The organism is Bacillus massilinigeriensis, assembly GCF_900117315.1.
In the GTDB taxonomy this organism is placed as follows: Bacteria; Bacillota; Bacilli; order Bacillales; family Cytobacillaceae; genus Bacillus_BE; species Bacillus_BE massilionigeriensis.
Map to the genome: position 1 here is coordinate 3332893 of NZ_LT630337.1, position 13788 is coordinate 3346680.

Here is a 13788-nt window from a genome sequence, read left to right on the forward strand (position 1 = left end):
AAAGCCTTTTTTCTTAAAGGTGAAAGCATTCTTCTGTTACTAATACTTCCTTCAACCTCTTCTCATTAATATGAAAACCAATTCCAGGCTCAGCTGGGACATCAATCATCCCCCTACTAACAGTTACCTCGGGTGAAATAATATCCTCGTCCCAGTAGCGGCTTGATGCAGAGATATCTCCAGCAATGGTGAACCCAGGTAAGGATGCAAGGGCAATATTATGTGCCCTTGACACTCCAAATTCAAGCATTCCCCCACACCAGACTGGAATGTTTCGTTCCAAGCAAAAGTCATGAATCTTCTTTGCCGTTTGAATTCCTCCAACTCTTCCCATCTTAATATTAATTACTCTGCAGCTTCCAAGTTCAATAGCCTTCCTTGCATCATCAAAAGTTACTATACTCTCATCTAAACATATTGGTGTTTTCAATTGCCTTTGTAAAACTGCATGATCGACTATATCATCAAATTGAAGTGGTTGCTCAATCATTAACAAATCAAAATCATCCAATGCCCTCAAGTGATTGATTTGTTCAAGAGAGTAGGCAGAATTCGCATCAGCCATTAATTCTAATCCGGGATACTGTTTACGAATCTCTGACACAAGCTGAATATCATTTTTAGGGCTAATTTTGATTTTCACCCTTTTGTACCCATCAATAAGAAACTTCTCTATTTGCATTAACGCCTCTTTGATTGTTTTTGCCCCAACCACAACCCCAGAGGGAATTTTCTGTTTTGTTCCACCAAGTAATTTTGAAAGGGAGATATTCTGTGCCTTGGCATACAAATCCCAAAATGCCATTTCTAAGCCTGCTTTAGCCATATGATTTCTTCTAAACCTTGATAGAATTGGAAACAAATCATTTGGATGCTGAATCTCAGACTTTTGTATGGCAGGAATAAAGAAATCCTTCAACATATGATAACTTGTTTTGATAGTTTCCTCAGTATACCAGGGAGATGAAAAGGCTACTACCTCCCCATAACCCTTCAGCCCTTCCTTATTAATAACCTCGATAATAATGGCTTCTCGGTGGGTCACAGTTTCCAAATGTGTAATAAAAGGGGTTTTCATTCTCATTTTGATTACTTTTATATTGATTTTCTCAATCTTCATGGAGAGCTCCTTTCTCCAGCATCTCCTTAAGCTTTCTTCTTAAAAGCTTTTTCGCCGCATTTCTTGGTATTTCTTCAACAAAATATATTCGTTTTGGGACCTTGAATTTCGCAAGCCTTTCTCTTACATAATGGATAAGGTCTTCTTCAGTTATTTTCTCTTTTGGGCGTACAAAGGCTATTGGTTTCTGTCCCCATTCTACATCTTCAATCCCAATTACCCCGGCATCTTGAACGTTTGGGTGAGAGGTAAGAACTCCTTCTATTTCAGCAGGATAAATATTTTCTCCACCAGAAATAATTAAGTCTGACCTTCTATCAAGTACATATAAAAAACCTTCATCATCTTGATAGCCAATATCACCAGTAGCTAACCAGCCTTCTTTTATCTTATCGCTAGTCTCCGTAGGTTTATTCAAATACCCTATCGTCACATTTGGCCCCTTTACATGAATCTCCCCTGCTTCATTTGCCTTTACCGGGGTTCCATTAGAATCAACTATTTTTATTTGTGAAGCGAAAAATGGCTTCCCTGCTGAACCTAATTTTTTTATACTATCTTCTGGAGACAATGTGACAATTTGAGAAGAGGTTTCAGTCATTCCATACGTTTGAAAAACAGGAATATTTTTTTCTACACATTTCTCTAGCAATGATAAATGGGCAGGTCCCCCTCCTAATAGCCAGCATCTAAAGGTTGGTGGGAATTTTTCATCACCTAATTTTTCAACCATTCTTGACGCCATCGTGCTCACTACCGACATAATCGTCACATTCTCTGATTGAATTTCTTTAATTGCTTCCACTTCACTAAATGATTCATGTAAAATTATCTTCATGCCATAGATTAGACTTTTCATTAAAATTGAATAACCACTAATATGAAACAATGGGACCGCACAGAGCCAACAATCCTTTTCCGTTAGTCCTAAATTCAAGGCAGATCCGATCGCACTCCACCAGTGATTACCATATGTTTGGAGTACGCCCTTTGGATAACCGGTTGTACCTGAGGTATACATAATTGAGCATACATCGTTACTTTGAACTAATTCATTAATGATTGGTTCAATCCATTCATGACAAAATAATTCTTCCTTTTTTATGATAGGAAGTGAATTGTCGATTTGATTGATTTTCTTAAATGATTCGTCATATTTTTCTTCTGTAATTAAAAGAGTTGACCTCGAATCCTTCATTTGCCATATAATTTCATCTACAGATAACCGATAGTTTAATATTACAGTCTTAACACCAATCAATTGTAATGCTAAGTAAATAAATATTGTATCCTCGTGGTTACTTAACATAACCGCTACATAGTCGTCCTTTTGGACATTTTTTGCGGTGATTTGCCCTGCAATTTGATATGCCCTTTCGTAAAGGTCATGAAATGAGTATTCTTGGTTGTTAAATTGTAAAGCTGGACGATTAGGTGTTAGGAAAGCTCGTTTAACCAAGAAATTTGGCAGCTGTTGATCTTCCAATTTCAATCTCCTTCTCTTTGCTAAAGTTTTACTCGAATGATGTCGAATGGATTATTATTATTTAAAAAAACAGCCTGATGGGAGATCCCACCAAGCTTGATTGTACTAAATATTAAGGAAAACGTGGGAATTGACCAAAGTCAGGACTACGTTTTTCTTTAAATGCGTCGCGACCTTCCTTGGCTTCATCTGTTGTATAGTAAAGCAAAGTAGCGTCCCCTGCAAATTGTTGAATACCTGCAAGGCCGTCGGTGTCTGCATTCATAGCGGCTTTTATAAAACGAATAGCTGTTGGGCTCTTTTCTAAAATTTCCTCACACCATTTAATTGTTTCATCCTCCACCTGATCAAGCGGAACAACAGTGTTGACTAAGCCCATATCCAATGCTTCCTGAGCATTGTACTGGCGACATAAATACCAAATTTCGCGTGCCTTTTTATGTCCGACAATTCTCGCTAAATAGCCTGAACCATAACCCGCGTCAAAGCTTCCAACCTTAGGCCCAGTTTGTCCGAAAATGGCGTTATCTGCGGCAATCGTTAAGTCACAAACAATGTGAAGAACATGACCTCCACCAATCGCATAACCCTTAACCATTGCAATAACCGGCTTTGGAATTACACGAATGAGACGTTGTAAATCTAATACGTTCAACCGAGGAATCTGATCTTCCCCAACATATCCACCATGGCCACGAACCTTTTGATCTCCACCAGAACAGAAGGCTTTGTCTCCAGCCCCAGTTAATATGATAACCCCTACATTGGAATCATCCCTTGCATAAGCGAAAGCATCGATTAGTTCCATTACAGTCCTTGGTGTAAATGCATTATGTACATGAGGTCTGTTAATTGTAATTTTTGCAATACCGTTGTATGTCTCATAAATAATTTCTTCATACTGACGACCTGCAACCCATTCTACTGCCATCAAAAATTCCTCCTCATATAATTTAAATTTGTATTGTTCATTAGGATTGTTGAAAAATAGCTGACATCCCCTTATTCAACATAACCCCTTGATTAATACGACAAAAACTCACTTACTATTGTACCAAATTTCTCGCGTTTCTCCACATGAATTGCATGCCCACAGTTTTCTACTGTCACCATTCTTGCTTTTTTGAGCTTATTTTGCATATTGTCTGCAATACGACAAAATTTTTTATCCATTGAGCCAGTAATTAAAAGAATATCCATTTCTAAATGACAAAGCTGATCCCACCAAGACGGCTGTGACCCAGTACCCATTCCGAACAAGCTGTTTGTTAATCCAGTAATTGAATTATTTAAGCGCTGCTGTCGAATACTTAATTGAACAGAATCCGACAGCCTTTTTTGACTCTCAAAAAGAGGGATATTTTCCCAGTACTTTACAAAGGCTTCTATACCATTTTTTTTAATAAAATCAGCCAATTTTCCATCATGATTCATTCTTTGCTTTCTTTCCTCTACAGTTTCTAAACCAGGGGAAGCACTTTCAAGAATTAATTTTCTAACCATATGAGGATATTTCACAGCAAAGGTTAATGCTAGTCTACCACCCATCGAATAACCAAGAATATCTGTTTTTTCGATATGGTTCTTCTCTAATATTTGCTGGAGATCATCTGCGGCCCTCAAAATATTGTATTTTTCTACATTCTCTGGAGCATCTGTTTTACCGTGACCAATAATATCTAAAGCCAGTAAGGAAGAATGTTGACCCCATTGACCACAAAAATCCATCCATGTAGAGCTATCTCCTGTAAAACCATGTAGTAATAGGAGAGGAAAGCCTTCACCACAAGTATCGACATGGTAACGAATGCTGTCGATGACAATTTTCATTCTTTTTCACCAGTCAGTATTCGACTTATTTCCCAGGAAACATTTTTCCACAAATTTCGATGGACCTGTAAATTTTCATCTCTATTTGTCGGAATTTCCAACACGTGAAGTCCGTGATTCCCCAATTTTTGCAATAATGAGGTTGAAAAATGATCCCAGTCTGTAATTCTATCAAAAATCCCATTGAACATAGTAACTGAGTGCTTAAAATCTAAGTCTAAAGGGGTTCCAAATAATAACTCAAAGTTCTTAGGATGGTTAGACTGAGGGAGAAAAGAAAAGATTCCTCCACCATTATTATTGATTAAAATAATTTTGATATTTATGTTATAAAGCTTTGATGCGATTAATCCATTAAGGTCGTGGAAAAACGTTAGATCACCAAGTACCAAATAAAGGGGTTGAGATTCCAATGCTGCACCCAATGCAGTTGAAACCGTCCCATCAATTCCATTTGCCCCCCTATTAGCTAGGATTCTAATGGATTTGTTGTTATGAAAGAAAAAGGAATCCAAATCTCTAATCGGCATACTATTCCCAACAAATAGGGTAGCTCCATCTGGAAGCATTTCTGCAAGCTTGTAAAATACCTTTCCTTCATTCAATTCAGTGATATCATTTATTTTTGTTAAATGATCCTTTGTAAGGGTATTGATTTCTTGCCATTTTTGTAAATAATCTACCTGGTTATTATTTGCTGATGATAAATGATCTGAAATTGATTGACAAAAATCCTCCTCATCACAATAAACCATATCTGTTGATAAAAGAGAAGGGTCTTGCCACCCTCCACCACCATCAATGACGACTTGACGAGCTTCAAGACTTTCTTTAATAAAGATCGTTAATGCTTTAGAAACCGGCATAGCCCCAAACCGTATAACAATATTTGGTTTTAAAGCAAGCTTTGCGTCTTCGTTTCTTAGAAATGTATCATATGTATCAATAATATTTTTGCCTGAATGCTTCCCACTTCTCAACTGGGATAATGGATCAGCAATGATAGGATAATTTAGTTTTTCAGAAAGACTAATAACTTTTTCAGGAAACTGTCCAGATTCATTCATCGATCCACATACAATTATTCCCTTTTCATATTGATCAAAAAGCTTTGCATAATACTCTATCTGTTGTTCATTTAAACCATACTTTGTTTTCTCAATCTGTACATATCGTTCAGTACGATCTTTAAATGTAAACAAATCCTCGCGGTCCAGATCAGGAATAAGAGGTTCTCGCAAAGGAAAGTTTAAATGGACTGGACCTGCAGGAGACTGTAATGCTACTGCAGCTGCTCGAGCACATGTATTTCGAGCATAACGAACCATTTCAATGGTTCCTTCTGGTGGAGCCATTTCAACAAACCACTTAACATGCTGACCATACAAATGAATCTGGTCAATTGCTTGCGGAGCTCCTACATCCCTCAATTCATGTGGTCGATCAGCCGTTAAGACGATTAAAGGCACCCTAGAATAATGAGCTTCTACAATAGCTGGATAATAGTTAGCGGTAGCTGTACCAGATGTACATAGAATCGCCACCGGCTTATGGGTCACCTTTGCAATTCCTAAAGCAAAAAAGGCAGCAGAGCGCTCGTCCACATGAATATGAACATGAAGATCTTTATGCTCTGCCATAACCATTGCAATTGGGGTAGAGCGAGAACCAGGACTTACGACAACATCCTTAACTCCACAATTCACTAACTCCGCTACAAAGGCTGATATATAAGATGTCAATGATTCTTGGTGATTCATTTTTTCATTCCTCCAAGGGCAGATAGCATCGGTATGAATTTCATATTGGTTTCTAGATATTCACTTTCTGCGTTTGAATCTTTAACAATTCCACAACCAGCAAATAGGGAGGCTTCATCACCTTGGATTAATGCGGACCGTATGGCAACTGCAAATTCACCGTCTTCCTTGTAATCCATCCAGCCGATAGGCGCACCATAAAAACCTCGATCTAGCTCTTCTATTTCTCTTATAGTTTCTATTGCCTCTTGCTTTGGCAAACCTCCTAATGCAGGGGTAGGATGCATTCTTTCAACAAGTTCAAAGAGTGATGTGTCTTTCTTTGATATCCCAATTACAGGGGTATATAAATGCTGAATATCTCTAACCTTTAGTAATTCAGGTTGTTTCGGTATCTCTAATCTAATACAGACTTCATCCATTGCATCCTTTATCATATCGACGACAAACTGGTGCTCCTTTAAATTCTTTGGATCAGATAATAGCACCTTTCCTAGCTCTTCATCCTCTACTTGATTTTCACCTCTTCCGATAGACCCGGCTAAGCAAGTGGACAATAAAGTTGAACCTGTCTTTTTCACCAGTCTCTCTGGTGAGGCACCAAGAAAGCAATCTCCTCCGGTTTCAAAAGCAAAAACAAAGCTATCTTCTTGTTCTTTTAATAATTGTTTTAAGACATTTTCCACCGAGATCCTTCTATCAAAATAAAGCCTTAATTCCCTAGCTAAAACGGTTTTCTTCAGTACTCCTTTATTCAGGCGTTGAACAAGGCTAGTGACAGTTCTCTTCCATTCTTCAGGATTTATCTCTCTTTTTTCAATAAGTGCTGCCTCTTCCATAAAAGTGACAGGATTCACAGATTGCAGAAGCTTTGATCTTTCTACTAACACACTTTCATATAACCGAGAGTCATCATCATGCTGATTGCATAGTATATTGGTTGTAAGAAAGGCTTCCCCGTCAACAATACTTAATAAGAATTTAGGTATATGGAAAAGCGTATCATCAAATTTAGACCATAACTCTGTTTTTTCCTTTAAAGGATCAAATGAAAAGCCGCCAAACATTAATGGGCCTGTTCCACTCATAGAGAACTCATTATAAATGATCGCATCATCTATGAAGCGCTTCCACTCTTTTTCAACATGAAAAAAGCGGTCAGTGTCCTGATCCGACTGTATTTGTTTACATATTCCAATCCCAATAAAAGATGTTTTACTAGAATTTTCTTTCCAAAAAAATCGTTCCCCCATGTACCTCCTATGAGCTGATGCAAAAAAAGCGAGGGGGTCTATATAGTTAATTTTTTGTACCTCACTTACTAAAACAGACTTAGACTGGGAATTAGCTCTTTTTATCGCTTCTTGGATCCCTTCTTTTAATTCTTCATCTTGTATGGTAACCAAAAAAATCCCTCCAAATAACAGCAAATAACTGTTATCCTACCTATTTAGACTTATTCTAAGATACACTGCAACACGTAATTATGTCAATAATCGTGGTTGGTTTAGCCTAGTTTTTTCTTTATTATATATCAGTATTTTCTTGCTATTCTTCTATCCACTAAAAGAACTTTTCTATAAAAGTAAAATCATTAAAATTAGAAGTGAAATCAATGATTAAATATAAACCAAAATACCTCTGTACGGAAGAAAATTGCCATTGACACCTTTAATTATATTACCTAAACTTAAAATTGTAACGAAATAGACAAAAATATATTTCAAAATAATTTTCACAAAAGAATATCAGAGAAAATTTCATTATGAAACTAAAGGGGAGAGATTTATGCAAACGCAAATGCAGACTAGTTCTTCACCTGTAGTAAACAAAGGTTGGAGAGTATGGTGGAAGATGACTCGACCACATACACTTACTGCATCTTTTGTACCTGTACTACTCGGAACTGCATTAGCACTATATGATACTGATATACATTATGGTTTATTCGTAGCCATGCTAATAGCTAGTTTACTCATTCAAATTGCCACAAACCTATTCAATGAGTATTACGATTATGTTAGAGGCTTAGATAATGAGGAGTCAGTCGGAATCGGAGGGACCATCGTCCGAGATGGTTTCAAACCGAAAACTGTTTTGATGCTTGCATTAGGTCTTTATGGAATGTCGATTCTTATTGGGGTTTATATTTGTATGAATTCCAGTTGGTGGCTTGCTGTAGTAGGTCTTATTGCCATGGGAATTGGCTATTTGTATACTGGAGGCCCAATGCCAATTGCCTATACCCCATTCGGAGAGATTATGGCTGGTTTTGTTATGGGTATGCTCATTATTTTAATTTCATTTTTCATACAGACTGGTAATGTTACAGCATTTAGTATTCTCCTTTCTATCCCAATTTTCTTTCTCGTTGGTGCCATTTTACTCGCTAATAACATTCGAGATTTAGATGGAGATAAAGAGTTTGGAAGAAAGACGGTTGCTATTTTACTAGGAAGACAAAAAGCAATTTATTTACTAGCTGCAATGTTCAGTGTTTCTTACCTTTTTGTACTATTATTAATCCTATTAGGTATTGCATCACCATGGCTCTTAATCGTTGTCTTAAGTGCTCCAAAAGCAATTAAGGCAATTAAGGGATTCATCGGGAAGACCATGCCAATTCAAATGATTCCAGCCATGAAGGCAACAGCACAAACCAATACATTCTTTGGATTGTTACTATCATGTGGATTATTGATTGGTACAATTGTATGATAATCCCTTCAATTTAAATAATTCAATGAGGAAAAAGGAGAAGCTAACAAGCTTTTCCTTTTTTGCCTTTTTAATAAGGGTAAAGTTATATTGATTAACAAAGGATTTTTTATGTATTGGAAAATCGAATTATTTTACATACCGTTTTCCTTCAAATTAGATATAACTACTCTTTTTAGCCGAAAAAAATAGCCCACTCTACCTACATAGAAGTGAACAAAAAGTTATCATCATTTTTCTGTAATCCCAAAGTTTAATATTATTTATCTTGTTTTTTGTCATTATTACTCTTACTAACGATGGCAAATACAGTGACAATACAAAAGATCAAGGTAAAAACTTGCCATGAAGACCAACCTCCAATTTCCATAAACTCACCCTCTAATGCAATAAAAAATTTATTGCAATAAATTATTTATGAATATTCAATCCATTAAAATGCAGCCTTGTTCAATAGTAATTCAGCTACGAATTTCTCTTCGAACTTTATCTAATCCCCAGTAGAACTGACGCATGTAATGAAATCGATCAGCTTCTATCAAAGGATTTCCTAAAGCCTTACGGACGGCTTCTTTAAACCCTTTAGATAAGTCCATTACCACCACTTGTACTCTACCTGTGTCAAATTGCTTAAAATAATTTTCAATGGTCTTACTTCGTCTGTCTGGTAAAACATCGATGATTCTTTTATCTTGAACATCTACAACAATTGTTTGGAATTTCTCTTTATCTGCGTCCCCCTTGAACTCATCAATCGCAATAACCTTTGGAAGAACACGGGTTGCCTTAATTTTACGTTTATCAAAGAGTCGTAAAACCCGGTTAGTGCTTAACCCCACCATCAGACCCGCAGATTTAAAAGAATGATCTCCCACATAGGTTAAGGCTTGTTGTTCTAAAGAATAGGTATGGCGCTGGTAACGGCCAACAAAAGAAAGACTTTCGTAAAAAGTACAATGGCAGTTTGTGCATAAATAACGTCTCTTTTTAAGATAGATTTTAACCGATTTATCTTCAATCAAGCGGCTTTGAATTGTTTGAGTTCGATACCCATGAACTCTTTTCGTTCTTGCTTTACATGTTGGGCATCTGTGACTTTGCTGCATGGTTTGGAGCCAAACACGATACTCTTGATCCTCCACCTGAAAATCAAATAGCTCCACTTTCTTATCTTTAATTCCTAACAGTTCTATGATAAGATGTTCTTGCATCCATACTCTCTCCTTTATCTTTTTGTCGCCAACTTAAAGGTATCAAAAAGAGAGAGTTGGATGTTATTTTTTTGCAGTTTTTTAGAGAATCGTCAAAATATTGATAGTAATGAGGACACCACATTCAGTATAGAGCCTAACTATTTTGAATGAAATATCACAAATCAAAATTTAATTATTAATTACGCAAAACAAAAAAACTGCTGAAATAAATTCAACAGTTTTTCTGTATGACCCGTACGGGATTCGAACCCGTGTTACCGCCGTGAAAGGGCGGTGTCTTAACCGCTTGACCAACGGGCCGTGAATATTTTTATGGCGGAGAAGGAGGGATTTGAACCCTCGCGCCGGTCACCCGACCTACACCCTTAGCAGGGGCGCCTCTTCAGCCTCTTGAGTACTTCCCCATAAAATAAATGGCTCCGCGGGTAGGATTCGAACCTACGACCGATCGGTTAACAGCCGATTGCTCTACCACTGAGCTACCGCGGAATGAGAATTAATGATATTATGGTGGGCCTAAATGGACTCGAACCATCGACCTCACGCTTATCAGGCGTGCGCTCTAACCAGCTGAGCTATAGGCCCATATATGTTTGGAGCGGGTGATGGGAATCGAACCCACGACAACAGCTTGGAAGGCTGTGGTTTTACCATTAAACTACACCCGCAAATTCTTTGGTAAAGAAGGTGGCTCAGGACGGAATCGAACCGCCGACACAAGGATTTTCAGTCCTTTGCTCTACCGACTGAGCTACTGAGCCATAAATATTATATAATCCTACAATTTAGTTTTCCTTCGTCCTTCGCCCAAAACTCAGAAAACTTATTCGAGATGCTTCTCGTTTTGTGCGCTGATGCCTTCGCTTCGTAGCTTATTCGGTCGTGCTCTAGCGACTGAGCTACAAGCCACTTTTGAAATATTTAAAATGGCGGTCCGGACGGGACTCGAACCCGCGACCTCCTGCGTGACAGGCAGGCATTCTAACCAACTGAACTACCGGACCATTGCGATTGCGGAGGCAGGATTTGAACCTGCGACCTTCGGGTTATGAGCCCGACGAGCTACCAGACTGCTCCACCCCGCGATAGTAATATTATTATTAATGTTATTCATGCTTTTATAGAAAGACCGCCCCGATTTCAGAAAGAAGATTCAAGAAGCGACTCAATCGGTGCGCTGTAGAGTATTCGAAGAAGTATATTCGAACGTGCTCCACCCCGCGATAATGGTATTAAATAAGTGGAGGAGGAAGAGGGATTCGAACCCCCGCGCGGTTTAACCCGCCTGTCGGTTTTCAAGACCGATCCCTTCAGCCAGACTTGGGTATTCCTCCACATTATTATAAAATTGGTGGACCTTGTAGGACTCGAACCTACGACCGGACGGTTATGAGCCGTCTGCTCTAACCAGCTGAGCTAAAGGTCCATAAAATTATTACACCTGAGATTCATTTAATTCGTCTGTCCCAATCTCAGAAAGCTTAATCAAGAAGCAATTCGATTGGTACAACTCGTAGAATATTCATGGATGCTTCGCTCGTTGCTCTAACCAACTGAGCTAAAGGTCCATACTAATTATTATTGGTAGCGGCGGAGGGGATCGAACCCACGACCTCACGGGTATGAACCGTACGCTCTAGCCAGCTGAGCTACGCCGCCAATATATAATTTTAATAGGATTTTTGGTGGAGACTAGCGGGATCGAACCGCTGACCTCCTGCGTGCAAAGCAGGCGCTCTCCCAGCTGAGCTAAGCCCCCAAAAGAAGAATATTAATGGTCGGGAAGACAGGATTCGAACCTGCGACCCCTTGGTCCCAAACCAAGTGCTCTACCAAGCTGAGCTACTTCCCGAAATAAACGCGCCCGACAGGAGTCGAACCCATAACCTTCTGATCCGTAGTCAGACGCTCTATCCAATTGAGCTACGGGCGCATTATGATAAGAAAAGTGGTGCCGAGGACCGGAATCGAACCGGTACGGTAGTCACCTACCGCAGGATTTTAAGTCCTGTGCGTCTGCCAGTTCCGCCACCCCGGCATTATATTGGAGCGGAAGACGGGATTCGAACCCGCGACCCCCACCTTGGCAAGGTGGTGTTCTACCACTGAACTACTTCCGCAGATGAAGTGCGGGTGAAGGGAGTCGAACCCCCACGCCTTGCGGCGCCAGATCCTAAGTCTGGTGCGTCTGCCAATTCCGCCACACCCGCATTATATAGTTTAAAGAAATGGTGAGCCATGAAGGACTCGAACCTTCGACCCTCTGATTAAAAGTCAGATGCTCTACCGACTGAGCTAATGGCTCTCAATATAATAATTTATAAAAACTCGATTAAATCTTTGAAGTATTGGCATCTACGACGTCCGCATTTCAGAAAGATTATTCAAGAAGCAGCTCAATGCGTACTCTGAAGCTTATTCAAAGAAGCATATTCGATCGTGCTCTACCGACTGAGCTAATGGCTCTCAATATAATAATTTATAAAAACTGATTAAATCTTTGAAGTATTGGCATCTACGACGTCCGCATTTCAGAAAGATTATTCAAGAAGCGGCTCAATGCGTACTCTGAAGCTTATTCAAAGAAGCATATTCGATCGTGCTCTACCGACTGAACTAATGGCTCTCACCAAAAAGTGGTGCCGGCCAGAGGACTTGAACCCCCAACCTACTGATTACAAGTCAGTTGCTCTACCAATTGAGCTAGGCCGGCAAATTTTTTTAAAAGATATTTTTATTTTAGACTCGCAGTTAGTTAACGTCGTCCTGATCTCAGAAAGCTAATTCAAGCAGCAGTTCGATCAGTACGCTGAAGTATTTCGATGAAGCAATTTCGGTCGTGCTCTACCAATTGAGCTAGGCCGGCAAATTTTTTAAAAGATATTTTTATTTTAGACTCGCAGTTAGTTAACGTCGTCCTGATCTCAGAAAGCTAATTCAAGCAGCAGTTCGATCAGTACGCTGAAGTATTTCAGTGAAGCAATTTCGGTNTGGCTCGATCGGTACAACTCGCAGATTATTCGATGAAGTAACGCTCGTTGCTCCACCCCGCGATAATAATATTATATTTCATTTATGCATCTTATTTGTACTATGACTGTCCCGATCTCAGGAGGCCTAATCAAGAAGTGGCTCGATCGGTACAACTCGCAGATTATTCGATGAGGTAACGCTCGTTGCTCCACCCCGCGATAATAATATTATATTTCATTTTATTTATGCATCTTATTTGTACTATGACTGTCCCGATCTCAGGAGGCCTAATCAAGAAGCAGATCGATCGGTACAACTCGCAGATTATTCGATGAAGTAACGCTCGTTGCTCCACCCCTCGGTGATAATAATAAGATGGCGGAGGAAGAGGGATTCGAACCCCCGCGCGGTTTAACCCGCCTGTCGGTTTTCAAGACCGATCCCTTCAGCCAGACTTGGGTATTCCTCCACATTATTATAAAATTGGTGGACCTTGTAGGACTCGAACCTACGACCGGACGGTTATGAGCCGTCTGCTCTAACCAGCTGAGCTAAAGGTCCATAAAATTATTACACCTGAGATTCATTTAATTCGTCTGTCCCAATCTCAGAAAGCTTAATCAAGAAGCAATTCGATTGGTACAACTCGTAGAATATTCATGGATGCTTCGCTCGTTGCTCTAACCA

The 13788-nt window shown here is 39.2% G+C and carries 8 protein-coding genes and 21 tRNA genes; 1 reads left to right on the top strand and 28 read right to left on the bottom strand.

Features of this window, described 5'->3' with window-relative positions:
- Positions 1–13: 13 nt before the first annotated feature.
- The 6 genes from menC to BQ6100_RS16560 form a co-directional block, all read right to left on the bottom strand.
- Positions 14–1120: an o-succinylbenzoate synthase gene (gene menC / locus BQ6100_RS16535; RefSeq protein ID WP_075982682.1), complete on the bottom strand. Its 1107-nt coding sequence runs from the start codon at positions 1118–1120 to the stop codon at positions 14–16.
- Complete coding sequence (locus BQ6100_RS16540) at positions 1110–2606, bottom strand: o-succinylbenzoate--CoA ligase (protein ID WP_075982683.1); 1497 nt, start codon at positions 2604–2606, stop codon at positions 1110–1112. The genes menC and BQ6100_RS16540 overlap by 11 nt, the downstream gene beginning before the upstream one ends.
- Before the next feature lie 112 nt (positions 2607–2718).
- The gene (menB, locus tag BQ6100_RS16545) at positions 2719–3537 is read right to left on the bottom strand and encodes a 1,4-dihydroxy-2-naphthoyl-CoA synthase (RefSeq protein ID WP_075982684.1); all 819 of its coding nucleotides are present in this window, start codon (positions 3535–3537) and stop codon (positions 2719–2721) included.
- 92 nt (positions 3538–3629) lie between these two features.
- Positions 3630–4436 (bottom strand): 2-succinyl-6-hydroxy-2,4-cyclohexadiene-1-carboxylate synthase, encoded by an 807-nt coding sequence (gene menH / locus BQ6100_RS16550; protein WP_075982685.1) that lies wholly within the window; start codon positions 4434–4436, stop codon positions 3630–3632.
- A complete protein-coding gene (menD, locus tag BQ6100_RS16555; RefSeq protein WP_075982686.1) occupies positions 4433–6196 on the bottom strand; it encodes a 2-succinyl-5-enolpyruvyl-6-hydroxy-3-cyclohexene-1-carboxylic-acid synthase in 1764 nt (587 codons plus the stop codon). The genes menH and menD overlap by 4 nt, the downstream gene beginning before the upstream one ends.
- Positions 6193–7602, bottom strand: coding sequence for an isochorismate synthase (locus tag BQ6100_RS16560; RefSeq protein WP_075982687.1), 1410 nt, complete (start codon positions 7600–7602; stop codon positions 6193–6195). The genes menD and BQ6100_RS16560 overlap by 4 nt, the downstream gene beginning before the upstream one ends.
- Before the next feature lie 382 nt (positions 7603–7984).
- On the opposite strand from BQ6100_RS16560, the gene BQ6100_RS16565 reads away from it, so the two are divergent.
- Positions 7985–8914 carry a 1,4-dihydroxy-2-naphthoate polyprenyltransferase gene (locus tag BQ6100_RS16565; RefSeq protein WP_075982688.1) on the top strand — a complete coding sequence of 310 codons (930 nt, stop codon included), beginning with the start codon at positions 7985–7987 and terminating at the stop codon, positions 8912–8914.
- 461 nt (positions 8915–9375) lie between these two features.
- Here the strand turns inward: BQ6100_RS16565 and BQ6100_RS16570 are convergent, their stop codons facing one another.
- The 22 genes from BQ6100_RS16570 to BQ6100_RS16675 all read right to left on the bottom strand — a co-directional run bounded on the left by BQ6100_RS16570 (position 9376) and on the right by BQ6100_RS16675 (position 13662).
- Positions 9376–10125 carry a transposase gene (locus BQ6100_RS16570; RefSeq protein WP_075982689.1) on the bottom strand — a complete coding sequence of 250 codons (750 nt, stop codon included), beginning with the start codon at positions 10123–10125 and terminating at the stop codon, positions 9376–9378.
- Positions 10126–10356: 231 nt separating this feature from the next.
- Positions 10357–10428 (bottom strand) — tRNA-Glu (locus BQ6100_RS16575).
- 13 nt (positions 10429–10441) lie between these two features.
- Positions 10442–10532 (bottom strand) — tRNA-Ser (locus tag BQ6100_RS16580).
- Positions 10533–10542: 10 nt separating this feature from the next.
- Positions 10543–10617 (bottom strand) — tRNA-Asn (locus BQ6100_RS16585).
- Positions 10618–10636: 19 nt separating this feature from the next.
- Positions 10637–10713: transfer RNA gene (locus tag BQ6100_RS16590), tRNA-Ile, on the bottom strand.
- Between the two features lie 9 nt (positions 10714–10722).
- A tRNA-Gly gene (locus BQ6100_RS16595) sits at positions 10723–10796 on the bottom strand.
- 20 nt (positions 10797–10816) lie between these two features.
- Positions 10817–10889, bottom strand: a tRNA-Phe gene (locus BQ6100_RS16600).
- A 166-nt stretch (positions 10890–11055) separates the two neighbouring features.
- Positions 11056–11132, bottom strand: a tRNA-Asp gene (locus BQ6100_RS16605).
- Positions 11133–11139: 7 nt separating this feature from the next.
- Positions 11140–11213: transfer RNA gene (locus tag BQ6100_RS16610), tRNA-Met, on the bottom strand.
- Positions 11214–11369: 156 nt separating this feature from the next.
- Positions 11370–11462 (bottom strand) — tRNA-Ser (locus tag BQ6100_RS16615).
- A 15-nt stretch (positions 11463–11477) separates the two neighbouring features.
- Positions 11478–11554: transfer RNA gene (locus tag BQ6100_RS16620), tRNA-Ile, on the bottom strand.
- A gap of 156 nt (positions 11555–11710) precedes the next feature.
- Positions 11711–11787, bottom strand: a tRNA-Met gene (locus BQ6100_RS16625).
- A 24-nt stretch (positions 11788–11811) separates the two neighbouring features.
- Positions 11812–11887, bottom strand: a tRNA-Ala gene (locus tag BQ6100_RS16630).
- Positions 11888–11903: 16 nt separating this feature from the next.
- Positions 11904–11980, bottom strand: a tRNA-Pro gene (locus tag BQ6100_RS16635).
- Between the two features lie 7 nt (positions 11981–11987).
- A tRNA-Arg gene (locus tag BQ6100_RS16640) sits at positions 11988–12061 on the bottom strand.
- A gap of 16 nt (positions 12062–12077) precedes the next feature.
- Positions 12078–12166 (bottom strand) — tRNA-Leu (locus BQ6100_RS16645).
- Positions 12167–12173: 7 nt separating this feature from the next.
- Positions 12174–12248, bottom strand: a tRNA-Gly gene (locus BQ6100_RS16650).
- Between the two features lie 8 nt (positions 12249–12256).
- Positions 12257–12338 (bottom strand) — tRNA-Leu (locus BQ6100_RS16655).
- Positions 12339–12357: 19 nt separating this feature from the next.
- Positions 12358–12433, bottom strand: a tRNA-Lys gene (locus BQ6100_RS16660).
- A 332-nt stretch (positions 12434–12765) separates the two neighbouring features.
- Positions 12766–12841, bottom strand: a tRNA-Thr gene (locus tag BQ6100_RS16665).
- Between the two features lie 636 nt (positions 12842–13477).
- A tRNA-Ser gene (locus tag BQ6100_RS16670) sits at positions 13478–13570 on the bottom strand.
- Between the two features lie 15 nt (positions 13571–13585).
- A tRNA-Ile gene (locus BQ6100_RS16675) sits at positions 13586–13662 on the bottom strand.
- Positions 13663–13788: the final 126 nt, after the last annotated feature.